Annotated in this window: 16 protein-coding genes; 8 read left to right on the top strand and 8 right to left on the bottom strand. The window is 72.6% G+C overall.

All coding sequences use genetic code 11. From position 1 onward, the window contains the following. Positions 1-286: 286 nt before the first annotated feature. Entirely contained in the window at positions 287-811 is a 525-nt protein-coding gene (locus DEI92_RS02160) for a low molecular weight protein-tyrosine-phosphatase (RefSeq protein ID WP_111009897.1), read from the top strand. Next, complete coding sequence (gene purB, locus DEI92_RS02155; RefSeq protein WP_111012169.1) at positions 808-2,193, top strand: adenylosuccinate lyase; 1,386 nt, start codon at positions 808-810, stop codon at positions 2,191-2,193. The genes DEI92_RS02160 and purB overlap by 4 nt, the downstream gene beginning before the upstream one ends. On the opposite strand, the gene DEI92_RS02150 is transcribed toward purB, so the two are convergent. Both DEI92_RS02150 and DEI92_RS02145 read right to left on the bottom strand, forming a co-directional pair. Then, positions 2,148-3,158, bottom strand: a complete 1,011-nt coding sequence (locus DEI92_RS02150; protein ID WP_111012404.1) for an epimerase — start codon at positions 3,156-3,158, stop codon at positions 2,148-2,150. The genes purB and DEI92_RS02150 overlap by 46 nt on opposite strands. 83 nt (positions 3,159-3,241) lie before the next feature. Then, complete coding sequence (locus DEI92_RS02145) at positions 3,242-3,916, bottom strand: DUF4166 domain-containing protein (RefSeq protein WP_111012168.1); 675 nt, start codon at positions 3,914-3,916, stop codon at positions 3,242-3,244. 57 nt (positions 3,917-3,973) lie between these two features. Here DEI92_RS02145 and DEI92_RS02140 point away from each other — a divergent pair, with 57 nt between their 5' ends. Continuing rightward, positions 3,974-4,888, top strand: coding sequence for a cation diffusion facilitator family transporter (locus DEI92_RS02140; RefSeq protein WP_111012167.1), 915 nt, complete (start codon positions 3,974-3,976; stop codon positions 4,886-4,888). Positions 4,889-4,903: 15 nt separating this feature from the next. On the opposite strand, the gene DEI92_RS02135 is transcribed toward DEI92_RS02140, so the two are convergent. Then, positions 4,904-6,181 (bottom strand): MFS transporter, encoded by a 1,278-nt coding sequence (locus DEI92_RS02135; protein ID WP_111012403.1) that lies wholly within the window; start codon positions 6,179-6,181, stop codon positions 4,904-4,906. Between the two features lie 81 nt (positions 6,182-6,262). Here DEI92_RS02135 and DEI92_RS02130 point away from each other — a divergent pair, with 81 nt between their 5' ends. Beyond that, complete coding sequence (locus DEI92_RS02130) at positions 6,263-7,237, top strand: LysR family transcriptional regulator (RefSeq protein ID WP_111012166.1); 975 nt, start codon at positions 6,263-6,265, stop codon at positions 7,235-7,237. Here DEI92_RS02130 and DEI92_RS02125 read toward each other — a convergent pair. The 5 genes from DEI92_RS02125 to DEI92_RS02105 all read right to left on the bottom strand — a co-directional run bounded on the left by DEI92_RS02125 (position 7,207) and on the right by DEI92_RS02105 (position 13,465). Beyond that, positions 7,207-8,604 (bottom strand): MFS transporter, encoded by a 1,398-nt coding sequence (locus DEI92_RS02125; RefSeq protein ID WP_146242903.1) that lies wholly within the window; start codon positions 8,602-8,604, stop codon positions 7,207-7,209. The genes DEI92_RS02130 and DEI92_RS02125 overlap by 31 nt on opposite strands. Before the next feature lie 82 nt (positions 8,605-8,686). Continuing rightward, positions 8,687-8,941, bottom strand: a complete 255-nt coding sequence (locus tag DEI92_RS02120; protein WP_111009783.1) for a hypothetical protein — start codon at positions 8,939-8,941, stop codon at positions 8,687-8,689. Further along, the gene (locus DEI92_RS02115) at positions 8,938-9,579 is read right to left on the bottom strand and encodes a DUF308 domain-containing protein (protein ID WP_258368540.1); all 642 of its coding nucleotides are present in this window, start codon (positions 9,577-9,579) and stop codon (positions 8,938-8,940) included. Before DEI92_RS02115 ends, DEI92_RS02120 begins: the two co-directional genes overlap by 4 nt. Positions 9,580-9,731: 152 nt before the next feature. Beyond that, the gene (locus DEI92_RS02110) at positions 9,732-11,675 is read right to left on the bottom strand and encodes a DUF11 domain-containing protein (RefSeq protein WP_146249076.1); all 1,944 of its coding nucleotides are present in this window, start codon (positions 11,673-11,675) and stop codon (positions 9,732-9,734) included. A 137-nt stretch (positions 11,676-11,812) separates the two neighbouring features. Next, the gene (locus tag DEI92_RS02105) at positions 11,813-13,465 is read right to left on the bottom strand and encodes a glycoside hydrolase family 13 protein (protein ID WP_111009785.1); all 1,653 of its coding nucleotides are present in this window, start codon (positions 13,463-13,465) and stop codon (positions 11,813-11,815) included. A 217-nt stretch (positions 13,466-13,682) separates the two neighbouring features. Between DEI92_RS02105 and DEI92_RS02100 the strand changes: the two genes are divergently transcribed. The 4 genes from DEI92_RS02100 to DEI92_RS02085 all read left to right on the top strand — a co-directional run bounded on the left by DEI92_RS02100 (position 13,683) and on the right by DEI92_RS02085 (position 16,995). After that, the gene (locus DEI92_RS02100) at positions 13,683-14,192 is read left to right on the top strand and encodes a MarR family winged helix-turn-helix transcriptional regulator (RefSeq protein WP_111009786.1); all 510 of its coding nucleotides are present in this window, start codon (positions 13,683-13,685) and stop codon (positions 14,190-14,192) included. A gap of 110 nt (positions 14,193-14,302) precedes the next feature. Next, positions 14,303-14,827: a Dps family protein gene (locus tag DEI92_RS02095; RefSeq protein WP_111009787.1), complete on the top strand. Its 525-nt coding sequence runs from the start codon at positions 14,303-14,305 to the stop codon at positions 14,825-14,827. 159 nt (positions 14,828-14,986) lie between these two features. Next, the gene (locus DEI92_RS02090) at positions 14,987-15,787 is read left to right on the top strand and encodes an SDR family NAD(P)-dependent oxidoreductase (RefSeq protein WP_111009788.1); all 801 of its coding nucleotides are present in this window, start codon (positions 14,987-14,989) and stop codon (positions 15,785-15,787) included. A 14-nt stretch (positions 15,788-15,801) separates the two neighbouring features. Beyond that, a complete protein-coding gene (locus tag DEI92_RS02085; protein ID WP_111012164.1) occupies positions 15,802-16,995 on the top strand; it encodes an NAD(P)/FAD-dependent oxidoreductase in 1,194 nt (397 codons plus the stop codon). Positions 16,996-17,018: the final 23 nt, after the last annotated feature.

Below are 17,018 nucleotides of genomic sequence, written 5' to 3'. Positions count from 1 at the left end.
CCGATGACCACATCACGTACCCCTGACTGGGTACGAGGAGGCTAGGTGCGTGATCAGGCGGACGCGACGGCGAAACTTCGTACATCGCCGTTATCTCGCCCACGGGTGACATTCCGGAACAACACCGGGTCGTTCCACTTCACCCGGTACCCAGAGGTGAAGGGCAAGACCCTCCCGCCCTGAGGGTATCTCGACACCGCTCGCGGGTCGAGCACGACCGACGACGGACCGTCCGGTGGACGGGGGTGCCCTCGCGTCGTGGCCGACGGTGCGCCATGATGTGCAGATGCCCTCGGCCGCCGACGTCCCGACCTCGTCGCCGTTCCGCATCTCCTTCGTCTGCAGCGGCAACATCTGCCGGTCCCCGATGGCCGAGGTCGTCTTCCGCCGCATCGTCGAGGAGGCCGGGGTCGCCGACCGCTTCGCCGTCTCGTCCGCCGGCACGGGCGACTGGCACGTGGGCGAACCGGCCGACGAGCGGACGATCGCCGCCCTCGCGGCACGCGGATACGATGGGTCCAGGCATCGCGCCCGTCAGTTCGACCCGGACCGGTTCCCGGAGTTCGACCTGGTGGTCGCACTCGACCGCTCCCACGAGCGCATCCTGCGATCGTGGGCCCCCACGATGGACGACGCCGCGAAGGTGACGCTCATGCTGCGGTACGACGAGGCCTGGCCGCAGCACGCCGACGTGCCCGACCCGTACTACGCGGATCGGCACGAGTTCGACCGGGTCCTCGCGACCATCGAACGCGCGTCGCGGGCCCTCTTCCACCAGATCGAACCGGCAGTCCGTCAGGGAGCCCCATGACACCCCTTCCCCCGCAGCCGATCAGCCCGCTCGACGGGCGGTACTTCCCGGTCGTGCACACGGTGGGGGAACACCTCTCCGAGGCGGGCCTCAACCGGGCCCGCGTCCGGATCGAGGTCGAGTGGCTCGTGTTCCTGACGGACCACGCGATGTTCGCGACGTCGCCGCTGTCGATCGACGACCGAGCAGCGCTCCGCGCCGTCGCGGACGACTTCGGGCAGGCGGCGATCGACGAGCTCGCCGGGCTCGAGGCCACCACCCGACACGACGTCAAGGCGGTCGAGTACTTCGTGCGCGCCCGGCTGTCCGAACTCGGGCTCGACGCCATCGCCGAGCTGACGCACTTCGCCTGCACGAGCGAGGACGTCAACAACCTCGCCTACGCGCTCACCATCCGCGACACCGTGCAGGACGTCTGGCTGCCCGCCGCCCGAGCCGTCACCGAGGCGCTCCGCACCCGGGCGGTCGAGCTCCGCGCGGTCCCCATGCTCGCCCACACGCACGGACAGCCGGCGACGCCGACGACGCTCGGCAAGGAGCTCGCCGTCGTCGTCCACCGCCTCGAGCGGGTGCTCGCGCAGGTCGAGGACACCGAGTACCTCGGCAAGTTCTCCGGCGCGACCGGCACGTTCTCGGCGCACCTGGCCGCCGATCCCGAGGCCGACTGGCCGGCACTCTCCCGGGCGTTCGTCGAGTCGCTCGGGCTCGTGTGGAACCCGCTCACCACCCAGATCGAGTCGCACGACTGGCAGGCCGAGCTGTACGACCGGGTCCGGCACGCGAACCGCATCCTGCACAACCTGGCGACGGACGTCTGGACCTACATCTCGATGGGGTACTTCACGCAGATCCCGGTCGCCGGCGCCACCGGGTCGTCGACGATGCCGCACAAGATCAACCCGATCCGCTTCGAGAACGCCGAGGCGAACCTCGAGCTCTCGACGGCGGTGTTCTCGACGCTGTCCGAGACACTGGTGACGAGCCGCATGCAGCGCGACCTCACCGACTCGACGACGCAGCGGAACATCGGGGTCGCCTTCGCGCACTCCCTGCTCGCCCTCGACAACCTGCGCCGCGGGCTCGGTGAGATCGCCGTGGCCGAGGGCCGCCTCGCCGCCGACCTCGACGGCAACTGGGAGGTCCTCGCCGAGGCGATCCAGACCGTCATCCGCGCCGAGGTGACCGCGGGCCGCTCCGAGATCGAGGACCCGTACGCGCTGCTCAAGGAGCTCACCCGGGGCCGCCGCGTCGGCCGCGAGGACCTCGTCGCGTTCGTGAACGGACTCGACATCTCCGACGGAGCGAAGGCGCGGCTCGCCGCGTTGACCCCGGCGACCTACACCGGCCTCGCCGACGAGCTCGTCGGGTTCCTCGACTCCTGACGACCGCGCTGCCGGTGCTCCGCCACGGCGCTCGCGAGCGCTCCGCGGAGTTCCGGGTGCACGAAGCGGTAGCCCGCTCCCTCCAGGCGCGCGGGGACGACCCACCGGCTCTTCAGCACGAGCTCCGTCTCGGTCCGGATCGCGATCGACCCGAGTTCGAGCATCCAGCGCGGGAGCGGGAGCCCGAAACGCCGCCCGACGATCTCGCGGAGGGTCCGCATCATGGTGCGGTCGTCCGTGGGGTGTGGGGCGCAGACGTTGACGACCCCGTCGATCTCCGGATGGTCGCGCACGAACCGGATGGCACCGAGCACGTCGGCGATGTGCACCCAGCTGAAGCGCTGCCTCCCGTGCGTGTGCCGGTCCTCGTGGAACGTCCCGGCGGCGCGACGGCGACGCGTCGCGAACCACGGTCCGTCCAGGTGCGGACCGCCGAGTCCGAGCCGCGCCAGCCGGATGAGCGGAACGAGGGCGCTGCCGTCGCCGAGCACGATCGCGATGCGGAGCGCGACCCGACGGGTGCCCGGCAGGTCCCCGTCGAAGAACGCCGCCTCCCACGCCCGGGCGACCGACACGGAGAACCCCGTGCCGATCTCGCCGTCGGACTCGGTCTGCGGGCGGTCCTCCGCGTGCCGGTAGATGGTCGCGGTCGACGCGTTGCACCAGACCCGCGGCGGCCGTCGCGCCGCCCGGATGGCGTCCCGGAGTTCGCGCGTGGTCTCGACCCGCGAGCGGAGGATCTCGGCACGGTTGCGGGCGCCGTACCGGCAGTCCACGCTCTTGCCCGCGAGGTTGACGACCAGGTCGGCGCCGTCGACGAGCTCGGTGATCCGGCGGGTGTCGCCCCACACGACGTCGCCGGTCCGTCCCACGGTCGTGACGTCGGCGCCCTCGGCGCGGAACGCGTCGACGAGGTACCGGCCGATGAAGCCGGACGCACCGGCAACCACGACGCGTGGCCGCACCGCGTCGCCACCACCGCTGCCGCTGCCGCCGCCGCCGCCGCCGCCAGCACCGTGCTCGCTCCCGCTGTCGCTCCCGCTGTCGCTCATGGACGCCTCCCCGGTCCGCCGGTTCCCCCGGGGGCGTCCGCATCGTCGGGCACGACACCGTGGACGAACGACCCCTCGTACCGGTACAGCGTGCCGACGAGCGGCGCCGACAGCGTCAGCGACACGCGTTGGCGGTCGATGCCCGGGTCGTACCGCTCGGTCAGGACCACCCGCGGTGCCACGGCGGCCGGGAGGCGCAGCATCCGTCCCAGCACCCGGAACGACACGCGGGTCGAGACCAGGCGGAGCGCGCCGTCGGCGACCGCGACGTCGAGCGCGGCCACGAGCCGGCCGCGCCGCCCCAGGTGGTCGGCGAGCCCATCGGCGTCCGCCGTGATCGCGTCCTGCATCACCCAGGGCCCGGACCGGAAGTGGAACGTCCGGCGAGCGAGGACGGCGATGCGTCCCTCCCGGTCGACGGCCGGCCGGTTCTCGACGGTGAACGGCACGTCGCGTTCCCACACCGGCGCCATGACCGCGTCGCGGGCGAACCAGGCGAGCAGCGGCCACATCCAGCGTCGTGGCGTCCCGACGACGTCGAGGACGCCGGTGCCCCGTCCGACGTGCCCCGCGGGGATCGCGCCGAAGTAGCCACGCAAGCGGGGGTGCAGCGCGTCGAGGGCGCCGGGACGGGTGCTCGCCTCGTAGGGCGATCGTGCGCTCGGGGTCACGGTCGGATCCTGTCACGTCCCCGGTGCCCGGTCGGTGCGGATGCCTACGATGGCGGCATGGGCCACCACCACGAGCACGGCGCGCGGTCGGCCAGCGCTCGGGCGTTGACCGTGGCGTTCTGCGTGTCCGCCGCGATCCTCGTCGCCGAGGTCGTCGGCGCCGTCGTGACCGGCTCCCTGGCGCTCCTCGTCGACGCCGGGCACATGGTCGTCGACACGGGCGGTCTCGCGATCGGGCTCGTCGCGGTGCGGCTCGCGCAGCGCTCACCGACGGCCAGACGGACCTGGGGCTTCCAACGCGCCGAGGTCCTCGGCGCCGTCGCGCAGGCCGCGGTCCTGCTCGGGGTCGGGATCGTCGTCCTCGTGACGGCCGTGCAGCGCCTGGTCACGCCGGTCCCCGTCCCCGCGGTGCCGCTCCTGGTGTTCGGTGTCCTCGGCGTGGTCGGCAACGCGGTCGCGCTGGCGGCGCTCACACGCTCCGGAGGCGGGACGTTCACCGCGCGGGCGGCGCGGCTCGAGGTGCTGAACGACTCGCTGGGGTCCCTCGCGGTGGTCGCCGCGGCGATCGTCGTCGCACTGACCGGCTGGGAGCGCGCGGACTCCGTCGCCGCGATCCTCATCGGTGCGCTCATCCTGCCGCGCGCACTCCGGCTGCTCCGCGAGACCACCGACGTCCTGCTCGAGGCCACCCCGCCCGGGCTCGACCTCGACGCCGTACGTGGTCACATCCTCCGGCTCGACCACGTGCGCGCCGTGCACGACCTGCACGCGTCACTCGTCGCCACCGGGGTGCCGACCCTCACCGCGCACGTCGTGATCGACGACCACTGCTTCACCTCCGCGCACGCGCCGACGATCCTCGACGAGCTGCAGCAGTGCGTCGCCGAGCACTTCGACGTGCCGGTCGAGCACTCGACCTTCCAGCTCGAGCCCGCGTCACACCAGCGGCACGAGCACGACGTCCACGCCTGACCCCGGCGGCGCGGCTCAGGCCCGGGCTGCGAGACGGCTGCCGGCCCAGAGCGCGAGTGCGATGACGACGACCACGAACCCGAGGAGCACGGGCAGCGGCGCGACCACGAGCAGCACCGCGCCGGCGAGGACCACCGGGACGACCATCCCCGCGTAGCCGATGAGGAACGTCGCCGCCAGGACACCGCCGCGCCGCTCCGGCCCGACCAGACCGCCCGCACCGGCGATGGAGGCCCGGAAGAGCAGTCCGACGCCGGCACCGGCGAGCACGCTGCCCACGACGAACACCGCGACGACGAGGACGAGCGCGCCGACCGCGACCCCGGCGAGTCCGACGGTGACGAGCAGCATGCCCCAGCGGACCTGCGCACGCATCGCGAGGCGGGCGAGGGCGATCTGCGCGACCGCAGCGCCCGCGAAGACCCCGAAGCTCGTCGCACCGGCGGCGAGCCGGTCCGTGACGTGGAAGGTGGTCGCGAGGAACGTCGGCGCGATCGACGTGAACAGGCCGAGCACGGCGAAGGTGCTGAACGCCCCGGCACCCGCCGCCCAGAAGGGTCCCGCCGCCCCGGACGGCGCGGTGATCGGCTGGGGTCGGTAGGCCGGGCGTACCCGCCCCGTGTCGATGGTCTCCGGGACGACGAGCATGGCGACGAAGGCGACCGCGAGGACCACGACGAACACGGCGTACGGCACGACGAGGGGGTGCCGGACGAACTGCGCCAGCACACCGCCGACGAGAGCACCGCCCCCGATGCCGCCGAGGTTGACCGCTCCGGCGACGACGCTCGCGTTCCCGCCCGCGCCACCGTCCCGGCGCGCTCGGACCCGGAGCTCACCGAGGTGGGCCGTGGCCGAGGCCGTCAGGGTGCCGACACCGAGTCCGCTGATGAACCGCGCGACGAGGAGGCCCGGGACGTCGTTCCAGACGAGGAACAGCACGGCGGCGACGAGCTCGAGCGCGACCGACACGAGGATGAGCCGTCGGCGTCCGTGGACGTCGCTGAGGTGCCCGGCGAGCCAGAGCGCGATCATGACCCCCACGGCGTACGCCGCGAACACGAGTGTCACGGTGAAGGTCGGGAAGCCGTCGCGTGCCTGGTACAGCGCGTACAGCGGTGCGGGGACGGCGGCGAACGCCATGACGCTGAGGAAGCTCCCCGCGACGATCCAGAACCCGGCCGCGTGGCGCTGACGGCTCGGGGTCGGTCGGGCGGACCGCTCCGGGCGTCCGGCACCAGCGACGGGATCGGGCAGCGGCACGGGTTCGGTCCGGGGAGCGGTGGTGGTCATGGTCCGAGCGTGCAGGACTGCGCCGATCGTGTCCAACGGACAGGACCGCTGGCGTCCATCGACGTGGACGATGATGGACGCATGGAGACCCGCCTGCTCGAACAGTTCGTCGCCGTCGCCGACGAGGGCAACGTCACCCGCGCCGCCGCCCGGCTCTTCGCTGCGCAATCGACCGTGTCCGCCGGTCTGCAGAGCCTCGAGCGCGAGCTCGGCGGGGCCTTGTTCGACCGGGTCGGTCGCCGTCTGACCCTGAGCCCCCTCGGCGAGGCGCTCCTGCCGGACGCCCGGGCCGCGCTCGGCGCGGTCGAGCGCCTCCGGGACGGCGCCGTCACCGCCGACGCGCAGCTCCGCGGCCGCGTGCGCGTCGGGATCTTCGCGAACATGGACATCGTCGACCTGCCGCGGATCATCACGACCTTCCACGCGCGGCACCCGCTCGTCGACGTGCACCTCAGCGCCTCCGCGGCGGGGACCACCGGCCTGGCGGAGGACCTCCGGGCCGGCCGGCTCGACCTGGCCTTCACCGCACTGCCGCAGGACCCGCCGGGGATCGCGGTGACTCCGCTCCGCGCCCTGCCGTTCCGGGTGTACGTCGCACCGCGGCATCGACTCGCGGACCACGCTGTCGTGTCCCTCGCCGAACTCGCGGACGAGCCGTTCGTCGACACCGCGCGCGGGTTCGGGAACCGCATCATCCTCGACGCGGCGCTCCGCGACCGGGGCATCCGGCGCCGCATCGTGGCCGAGATGAACGACCTGCCGTCGGTCGTCCGGTTCGCGGCGACCGGGCTCGGCGTCGCGGTCGTCCCCGACCCCGGCACCGCCGGGGACGCCGTCGTGCTCGAACTCGCGGACCCGGTCGAGCCGCTGCGAGTCGGTCTCGCCACCGCTGCCGGCGCCGCTCTGAACCGCGCCACACGCGCCCTCGCCCGAGCGGTCGTGGGCGGTACCGACGGCGGCACCGGCGGCGGTACCGACGGCAGCACCGGCCGCGTCGGCAGCGCCGAGCGGAGCGCTGGCTCGGATCAGGCCGCGGACGGCTCCTCGAGCAGGTGACCGATCGCCTCCACCGAACGCCGGGCGCGCGCCGTCGTCGACACGAAGCCGATCACGACGACGCCCACGGCGATGCCGACGACGATCCACCACATGGCGTGCGTCGCGACCGCGAAACTCGCGTGGACCGCCGCCGCTCCGCTCGCTCCCGTGACCGTCCCGGCGAGCGCCACGCCGAGGGAGACCCCGGTCTGGCGACTCGTCGACGCGACCCCCGCAGCCGATCCCGCCTGGGCACGGGGCATGCCGGACACCGCCGTGTTCGTGATCGGCGCGTTCACCATCCCGAAGCCGAACCCGAACAGCGCGAAGGCGACGACGAGCATCCACATCGGCGTGTCCGCGCCGATCGTCGTGAGGACCGCCGCGCCCGAACCGATGCCGACACCCGCGAGCACGAGCGGGATCCGGGTGCCGACCGAGGCGACGAGGCGACCGGAGAACGGCGACACGACCATGGTCGCCACCGCGGCGGGGAGCGTCCAGAGCCCGGCCTCGAACGGTGACATGTGCCGGACCTCCTGGAGGTACAGCGCGTTGAGGAACAGGAACGCACCGTTCGCGCCGAAGGCACCGACCGCCGTGAGCACGGCCGTCGAGAACGGGATGCTCCGGAAGAACCGGACGTCGACGAGCGGCTCCCGGCGCCGCCGTTCCACCACGACGATGAGGACGAGCGCGAGCGCTGCGGCGGCGAACAGGGCGATCGCCGCGACCGAGCCCCACCCGAGCCGTGGACCCTCGATGAGTCCGCCGACGAGCGCCGCGAGCAACACGACCACGAGTGCCTGACCCGGGGCGTCGAAGCGCCGGGGGCGAGCCGCACGGGACTCCGGGACGAACGCGAACGTCAGCACGACGGCCGCGATGCCGATCGGCACGTTGATCCAGAAGATCGCCCGCCAACCGATCGTGTCCGTCAGGGCTCCACCGACGAGCGGACCGACCCCCATCGAGACGCCGACCACCGCCCCCCAGACGCCGACCGCGCGAGCACGCTCCTTGGCGTCGTCGAAGGTCGCCGTGATGATGGACATCGCGACCGGGTTCATCATCGAGCCGCCGACGGCCTGGACCATCCGGAACACGACCAGCCAGCCGACGCTCGGCGCCAACGAACAGAGGAGCGAGCCGACGGTGAACAGGACGAGCCCGACCTGGAACGTCCTGCGTCGGCCGATGCGGTCCGCGGTGGACCCCGACAGCATGAGCAGACTCGCGAGGACCAGCGTGTATGCGTCGATCGTCCACTGGAGTCCGGAGATCGTGCTGTGGAGCTCACGGCCGATCGACGGCAGCGCCACGTTCACGACGGTGGCGTCCAACGAGACGATGAAGAGACTGAGGCAGCAGACCGTCAGGATCACGTACCGGTGGCGGTACCGCGACGGGAGGTCCGGGTCGCCCTGCTGGGGGCTGCGTGCGTGGACGGACTCGCGTCGGTCGTGGTCAGTGGTGGTCGTCGCCCTCGTCCTTCCGGTGTCCGCCGAGCATGTCGTTGTCGTCCTGCTCACTCGTGGCCGCCAGCTGCAACATCGCCAGCACGACGATGACGACGATGAACGCGATGCAGAGGAACACCGCCGCGAGTTCGGGCTGACGGGTGGACATCAGGACGACGAGTCCGACGAACACCGCGACGATCGCCGAGATCGCGAGGAGTTCGACCGGGCGGAGCCGGTCGCGGCGGCTTGGGGTGGTCATGCGTGTGGTGCTCCGTTCGGGGCCGACGGCGTGGGTGCCGAGGTCCCCCACTTGTGCGAGAGGGCGGCGATCACGTGGAAGACCGCCGTCAGGGCGAGGTACGCGCCGAGCAGGCCGACGAGGATGATCGACGAATCGAGGGTGCCGCTGACGTGCTCGATGCCGCCGAGGTCCTTGGAGTAGTCCGGAGGCGTCAGCAGGAACGCGATCGCCAGCAGGACCGTGAGGCCCCCGACGGTCATCCAGTCGCGGGCGAAGGGCGACGTACGCCGCGCGAGGACGCCCTGCAGGAGTTCGATGCCCCCGGTGACGACCGCGAACGCGGTGACGACCGCGAGGAACGCCGGGAGTCCCGCAGACGGGAGGAACAGCGCGACGACGCCGGCGGCGACGGTCACCGCAGCCTGCACGACGGCGAGGCGACGGGACCGGGGGTCGTCGAGTCGGCGCAGGCTGCCGACGCCGAGCAGGGCGCCCTCGACGATCGCGAAGGCGCCGAACAGCACCAGCCCGAGCGAGGTGGCGTGGTTCGACGAGAACGTGATCACCATCGCCACGACCGCGGCGGGCAGTGCCCGGGACAACGGGACCGTCCAGTACCGGGCACGCTGCGCGGCGTCGTCCACGGTGTCGGACACGGAATCCCTCTCTTGGGCAGGCTGATCGTACGGTCAATGGTACCGCCGGGCCGATGCGGGCCCGTCCGGCCGGCGGCGTCGCGGCTGAGGATGCTCGAACCGCGAGCGCGCGCCGCCGACCCCGCGGGCCGACGGCGCGCGACACGGACCGGTCAGGCCGCGGGGTCCTCCTGTCGCTCGAGCTCACGTCGGCGACGGACCGAGCGGACGCCCAGGCCGGTGACGACGGCGATCGCTGCGACCAGGACCGCAGCAGCCGTGCCCACGGTTCCGGTGAAGGCGAGCCGGGCCGGGTGCGCTCCGACGGCGACCGGTGTCGCGGAGGCCGAGGGCCGTGGCGTCGCGGTCGGGTGCTCACCGCCGTGGGGCGGGGTGGTCGGTGTCACGACGGGCGGTTCGATCGTGCCGATCGGTCCGGGCAGCGGCACGGGGTCCGACGGGTCGCCGTCGTCCGGGTCGTCGGGCGAGGTGGCGATCGCGACGTTGAGGACGTCGGCGCCGTCGCCGCGGTACCCGGCGTCGAGTTGGGCGTCGAAGCGGAACCGGTGCCGTTCGCCCGGTGCGATCGTGACCGCCGAGGAGCACGTCACGTGCTGACCGTCGGCGCGACAGCCGTCCTCGGACCCCACGAAGCGCACGGGCTCCGGCAGGTCGTCGACCGCACCGACCCGGCGCGCGTCGGACGGTCCGCCGTTGACCGCGGTGATCGTGTACCGGAACACGCCCCCGGGCAGCAGCTCGACGTCCCCGGGCAGCAGCTCGGCGGCCTTCTCGGTGCGCAGCGCGGCGTCGGTCCCGATCGCGGCCCGGACCGTCGACGCGTTGTCCGCCGTGTTCGTGTCGGCGCGCGATGGTGGCGTGGTGATCCGTGCCGCGCTCGCGATCTGCCCCGTGGCGTCCGCAGCGAGGTCGCCCTCGATCGTCCAGGTGACCGTGGCCCCCGGGTCGATGTCGGCCGTCGTCGCGATCTCCGGACCGGCGCCGGACCCCGCACCGCACGCGGCACCGGCCGTGGCGGCGCACGTCCAGCGGACGTCGTGCAGTTCGGTCGGCGTCGCGATCACCACGTCGTTGCGCGCGGAGCCGTTCCGCCCCCGGTTCGTCGCGGTCGCCGTGTACCGGACGTGCGTGCCCGCGACGACGCGCTCCGGCATCTCCTGCGTGATGCCGACGTCGGTCGGGATGGACACGGTCAGGTCGTCGACCTCGTGGGCGTTGGTCGAGTTGCCGGTCGAGGCGGTGAACCCGAGGCGCAGCGTGTCCGGGAGCGGCGCCTGTCCGTCACCCTCGAGCGCCACCTGGTCGATCACGGTCCGCATCCGGGTACCCGGTCCGGAGTCGGACCGCACCGTGAGTGCGAGGACCCCGTCGGCGGCCGGCAGCAACGTGACGTGCACCGTCCGTTCGTCGGACCGGGACTGCGTCCCCACTCCACCGTCGGGGCCGACCGCGCCGCGGAGGAACCGGTAGCCGTCGGTGCCGTTCCCCGAGCCGCGGAGCACGACGTGGTCGGGCTGGGGGCCGGGGCCGGACCCGTTGAACGGGCGTGAGAAGTTGCCGCGCAGGTCGAACCCGACGCCGACGAACGCCCCGGGCATGCCGGCGACGTCGCAGGTGCCGTAGTGGCCCGAGTCGTCGTAGCAGCTGTACCCGAGCGCCGCGCCGGGTCGCCCGACCCCCGGCGCGACGGCACCGTCCGACAGCGACATGAGCAGGCCGTCCGCCCCGGTGCCGCCGTGCATCGCGTACCGGAACTCGATCTCGAGCCCGAGGTCCGACGCGAACACGTCGTCGGTGGCCCAGGAGCCCGCCTCGCTCCGCACGGCGTCCGTGAGTCGCAGCCAGCCGTCCCCGACCTCGGCGTCGCCGGACAGCGTCCCGCCGTCGGCCGAGTCGAAGTCGGTGTGGAACGGGAACGCGAGCTCGGCTGCGTGGGCGCTCGTCACGGGGAGCATGGCCCCGGCGCTCAGCGCGGAGAGTGCCAGGGCTCCGCAGGCGATGCGCCGCAGTCGCCGCAGCGCCGCGGCGCGGGGTACGGCGCCCGGCGTCCCGGGTCGTGCTGGTGTCGGTGGATGTGCTCGTGGTGCTGATGTCATGCCGCCCATGCTGGGGACCGGAGTCGCTCCCCCGAGGCCGGAGCGGACCGGTTGTGGAGGCCGCGCCCGGGCCTCCCGGCTGTGGACGGCGGACCGACGGGCCGCCCACCGCACGCACTGGACGGTCCGCCGTCAGCTCACGCGGTGAGCCACACCGTGCTCTCGCCCGGCAACAGCCCGTCCTCGATCGGGCACGACGCCACGACGACGGCGCCCTCGGGCAGCGGCACGGGGTCGGTGCCGAAGTTCGTGACCGAGCGCCATCCGTCGGCGCGCGCGAACCCGACCACCCGGTCCGGCGTCTCGAGCCACGTCAGGTCCTCGCCGCCGCGGTGCGTCCGACGGAACGCGAGCGCCGCGCGGTACAGCTCCAACGTGCTGCCGTCGACGCCGTCCTCGGCCTCGACGCTCCACGTCCCGAAGTCGGCGGGCTGCGGCAGGTGTGCCCCGTCCGGCCCGAACCCGAACGAGGAGCCGGACCGGGTCCACGGGATCGGCACGCGGCAGCCGTCACGGCCCTTGTCCGTGTGCTCCGAGCGCGCCCACTTCGGGTCCTGCAGGCGGTCGTGCGGGATGTCCGCGACCTCGTGGAGGCCGAGCTCCTCGCCCTGGTACACGTACGCGGACCCGGGCAGCGCGAGCACGAGGAGGGACGCGGCACGGGCACGACGGAGCCCGCGGTCGCGGTCGAGCACCGGCTCCCTGCCGTCGCTCATGAGCCAGGCGCCCGAGTCCGCCCCGTCCGGGAGCCCGTACCGCGTGGCGTGCCGCACGACGTCGTGGTTCGACAGCACCCAGGTGCTCGAGGCCCCGGACTGGCTCGCCTGCGCGAGGTTCTCGTCGATGATCGCGCGGAAGGCCTCGGGGTCGAACGGGGCCTCGAGCAGGTCGAAGTTGAACGCCTGCCCGAGTTCCGTCGGTCGGGCGTAGAGCACGCGACGGCGGGCGGGTACCCACGCCTCGGCGATCGCGCTCCGCGGCGGGTCGTACTCGTCGAGCACCCGTCGCCAGGACCCGAGGATCTCGTGCACCTCGTCGCGGTCGTAGAGCGGGTCGCTGCCGTCGAGGGGCAGGTGGTCCTGGTCGCTCGGCCGGAACGGCTCCGACAGGTCCTTGGCCATGGCGTGCGCGACGTCGACGCGGAAGCCGTCGACCCCGCGGTCCGACCAGAAGCGGAGCGTCTGCTCGAAGTCGGCGCGGACCTCCGGGTTCGACCAGTCGAGGTCGGGCTGCTCCCGCGCGAACAGGTGCAGGTACCACTGGCCGTCGGCGACCCGGGTCCACGCGGAGCCGCCGAAGTTCGAGACCCAGTCGGACGGCGGCTCCGCGCCGTCGGGACCGGAGCCGTCGCGGAACACGTAGCGGGCCCGGGCGGCGGAGCCCCGTGGGGACTCGAGTGCCTCCTGGAACCACACGTGCAGGTCGGAGGTGTGGTTCGGGACGACGTCGACGATGATCCGGATCCCGGCGGCGTGCGCGGCCGCGACCAGGGCGTCGAAGTCGGCGAGCGTCCCCAGCTTCGGGTCGACGTCGCGGTAGTCGGCCACGTCGTAGCCGCCGTCCGCGAGGGCGGACGGGTAGAACGGGCTGAGCCAGATCGCGTCGACGCCGAGCTCCCGCAGGTACGGCACCCGGTCGGTCACCCCGGCGATGTCACCGACGCCGTCGCCGTCGACGTCGGCGAAGCTCCGTGGGTACACCTGGTAGACGACGGCTTGGCGCCACCAGTCCGGGTCGTGGAGGGACGGGGTCGGCTGGTCGGTCCCGGGGACCGGTGGCTGGGTGGACACGGAAGCGTCGTTCCTCTCGCGGCGGGTTCGGTGCGTCCGTCACGCTACGCGGCGGTGGCTCGGAGGGATCGCGGACCCGAGAGAGGGCCGCATCCCGAGCGCGAGCTGGCCGTTGCCCGCCACGCCCAGCCACTGCGCGCACCACCGCCCGAGTGGTTCCTGTACGTCCCGGCGTTCGCTAGCCGGTCTAGCAAGTAGGCAGGTTAGGGTGGTGTGCATGAGCACGCAGGAGGTCACCGAGCCGTCCGGGTACTGGTACCCCGACGACGATGCGACCCAGCGGGGCGTCGACGTGCTGAACGCCCTGCGCCGCTACCGCGGGGCCGAGACGGCGATGCGTCGCCGGACCCGTGACGCGATGGGCATGGGCGAGACGGACCTCCTGGCCGTCCGGTTCCTGCTGCAGGCGCAGCGGGCGGACCGCACCATCAGCCCGAAGGACCTCGCCGCCTACCTCAAGATCTCGTCGGCGTCGACGACGATCCTGGTCGACCGCCTCGTCAGGAGCGGCCACGTCCGGCGTGAGCCGCACCCGACCGACCGTCGTGCACTCGTCATCGTCCCGACGACCAACACGGACACCGAGGTCCGCGCGACGCTCGGTCGCATGCACCGGCGGATGATGCACATCGCGGAGTCCCTCACGGCGGACGAGGCCCGGGTCGTCATGACCTTCCTCGAGGACGTCCGTGCGGCGGTCGACATGGTCGACCCGCACGAGGACTGACCGCCCGGCCGACCGGTCACGGGGGACGCGTGTCCGGACGTCGGCTGAGCGTCGACCATGCCGCACCGGGTAGACCGGGAACCGTCACCGAACCTCGGAACGGAGCCATCATGCACGCATCGGACAAGCTCGCCGGCAATCTCCAGAAGGTCCTCGTGGACCTCATCGACCTGCACGTCCAGGGCAAGCAGGCCCACTGGAACGTGCTCGGACACAACTTCCGGGACCTCCACCTCCAGCTCGACGAGATCGTCACGGAGGCACGTGAGTTCTCCGACACCGTGGCGGAGCGCATGCGCGCCCTCTACGCCACGCCCGACGGTCGCTCGAAGACCGTCGGCGCCACCTCGAGCCTCGACGAGTTCCCGGAGGGCGAGGTCTCGACCCACGACGTCGTCGACATGATCACCCTGCGCCTCTACCAGGCCGTGGGGACCATGCGCGACGTGCACGACGAGGTCGACGAGGAAGACCCGTCGACCGCGGACATCCTGCACGCGATCATCGACCGCCTCGAGCAGCTCGCCTGGATGGTCAGCGCCGAGAACCGCACGCCGAAGCAGACGCTGTCGGCGGCGACGACCGCTCCGAACGCCGAGAGCGTCGAGAGCGCGCAGTCGACCAGCCTGAGCTGAGCCGACCCCTCTCCGGGTCACCCGCGCATCCGGGTCACCCGCCCATCCGGGCCACCCGCCCATCCGGGCCACGGCGCACCGGCGACCGGCCGCGGCGGCATCCGCCGACGCGGCCGTCGTCGTGCGCGCACGCAGAACGACAGACAGGAGCACCACCCCATGGACCTCGGCATCTCGGGCCGCATCGCGCTCGTCTTCGGCGCGGACTCCGGCATCGGCTGGCAGACGGCCAAGCTCCTGCTCAGCGAGGGCGCCACCGTCGTGATCACCGACCTCGACCAGGCCGCCCTCGACGACTCGGCCGCGAAGCTCGAGGCCCACCCGGGCCGGCTCTTCGCGTTCGCCGCGGACGTCACCGACAGCGCGAGCCTCACCCGCCTCCACGACCAGGTCCGCGAGTCCGTCGGCGTGATCGACATCCTCGTGCAGTCCTCGGGGGTCACGGGCGCCCAGGGCATGTTCCACGAGATCGACGAGCAGGGTTGGCTGTCGACCATCGACATCGATCTCATGGGCCCGGTGCGGATCACGCGCGAGTTCATCGGTGACCTGCGCGACGGTGGCTGGGGCCGGATCGTCTACGTGACGAGCGAGGACGCCCTCCAGCCCTACGACGACGAGCTGCCGTACTGCGCGGCGAAGGCCGGCGTGCTCTCGTTCGCCAAGGGACTGTCCCGGAGCTACGCGAAGGAGGGGCTGCTCGTCAACACGGTCTCCCCCGCCTTCATCCACACCCCGATGACGGACGCCATGATGACGAAGCGGGCCGAGCAGACGGGCCAGGGCTTCGACGAGGCCATCGAGTCGTTCCTCGACGAGGAGCGCCCCTACCTCGAGCTGCACCGCCGCGGCGAGCCCGACGAGGTCGCGAGCGTCATCGCGTTCCTCTGCAGCGACCGCGCCTCGTTCGTGAACGGGTCCAACTACCGGGTCGACGCCGGCTCGGTCGCCACCATCTGACCGGGAGACACACGATGACCGACCACCGCTACCTCGTGATCGGCGGGGGCATGGTCGCCGACGCCGCCGCCAAGGGCATCCGCGAGATCGACGAGCAGGGCTCGATCGGCATCCTCAGCACCGACGTGGACACCCCCTACGCCCGCCCCGCGCTGTCGAAGAAACTCTGGACCGATCCGGACTTCAGCTGGGACAAGGTCGACCTGCACACGGCCGACGCGACCGGCGCCGAGATCCACCTGCGCACGACGGTGGTCGCGATCGACCGTACGGCGAAGACGGTGACGACCGATGACGGACAGCGGTTCGGGTACGAGCGGCTGCTCATCGCGACCGGCGGAACACCCACGCCGCTGCCGATCGAGCACGACGACCGCGTGATCGACTACCGGAGCGCCGAGGACTACCGACGACTGCGGAGGTTCGCGGACCAGCACGCCCACGTCATCGTCGTCGGCGGCTCGTACATCGGCACGGAACTCGCCGCGGCGCTCGTGCAGAACGGCGCGACCGTGACGCTCGTGCACCCCGACGACGTGCTCGGCGGCTCCATGTTCCCGGCGGGCCTGGCGGCGGCGTTCGAGCGCCGGTACCGCGACGCCGGTGTCGATCTCGTCGGCGGCCACAGGGTCACCGACGGGCATGGGACCGACGACGGCGTGATCGTCACGCTCGACGACGGCCGCGAGCTCCGCGCCGACGCGGTCGTCTCCGGGCTCGGGATCACGCCGAACGTCGACCTGGCACGGGATGCGGGCCTCCCGGTCGATGACGGCATCGTGGTCTCGGCGACGCTCGTGACGGAGGACCCGGACGTCTTCGCCGCGGGCGACGTGGCCGAGTACCCGGACCTGGTGCTCGGCCGCCGCCGCGTCGAGCACGTCGACAACGCGCAGGAACAGGGCCGGCAGGCGGGCCGGAACCTCGCGGGTGCCGACGAGCCGTACACCCACACGCCCTACTACTACTCGAACGTGTTCGACATCGGGTACGAGGCCGTCGGCCGCGTCCAGGCGACGCTCCGCACGGTCGAGGACTGGGCGGCCCCGCTCGAACAGGGCGTCGTGTACTACCTCGACGGGGACGTGACCCGCGGCGTGCTCCTGTGGAACGTGCAGGGGCAGCGTGACGCGGCGCGCCAGGTGCTCGCCGAGGCGGAAGCGCTCACCCCCGACATGCTGCCGGGCCGGATCCCCACCGGGGGCTGAGCCGGGAGGCCCAGCCTCCGTCC

The sequence above is a fragment of the Curtobacterium sp. MCBD17_034 genome, from assembly GCF_003234515.1.
In the GTDB taxonomy this organism is placed as follows: domain Bacteria; phylum Actinomycetota; class Actinomycetes; order Actinomycetales; family Microbacteriaceae; genus Curtobacterium.
This window is presented reverse-complemented; position numbering and strand designations above follow the sequence as displayed.

Coding starts and splice junctions, on each gene's coding strand:
- DEI92_RS02160 (WP_111009897.1), top strand. CDS start 287: ATGCCCTCGGCCGCCGACGTCCCGACCTCGTCGCCGTTCCGCATCTCC.
- purB (WP_111012169.1), top strand. CDS start 808: ATGACACCCCTTCCCCCGCAGCCGATCAGCCCGCTCGACGGGCGGTAC.
- DEI92_RS02140 (WP_111012167.1), top strand. CDS start 3,974: ATGGGCCACCACCACGAGCACGGCGCGCGGTCGGCCAGCGCTCGGGCG.
- DEI92_RS02135 (WP_111012403.1), bottom strand. CDS start 6,181: ATGACCACCACCGCTCCCCGGACCGAACCCGTGCCGCTGCCCGATCCC.
- DEI92_RS02130 (WP_111012166.1), top strand. CDS start 6,263: ATGGAGACCCGCCTGCTCGAACAGTTCGTCGCCGTCGCCGACGAGGGC.
- DEI92_RS02120 (WP_111009783.1), bottom strand. CDS start 8,941: ATGACCACCCCAAGCCGCCGCGACCGGCTCCGCCCGGTCGAACTCCTC.
- DEI92_RS02110 (WP_146249076.1), bottom strand. CDS start 11,675: ATGACATCAGCACCACGAGCACATCCACCGACACCAGCACGACCCGGG.
- DEI92_RS02100 (WP_111009786.1), top strand. CDS start 13,683: ATGAGCACGCAGGAGGTCACCGAGCCGTCCGGGTACTGGTACCCCGAC.
- DEI92_RS02095 (WP_111009787.1), top strand. CDS start 14,303: ATGCACGCATCGGACAAGCTCGCCGGCAATCTCCAGAAGGTCCTCGTG.
- DEI92_RS02090 (WP_111009788.1), top strand. CDS start 14,987: ATGGACCTCGGCATCTCGGGCCGCATCGCGCTCGTCTTCGGCGCGGAC.
- DEI92_RS02085 (WP_111012164.1), top strand. CDS start 15,802: ATGACCGACCACCGCTACCTCGTGATCGGCGGGGGCATGGTCGCCGAC.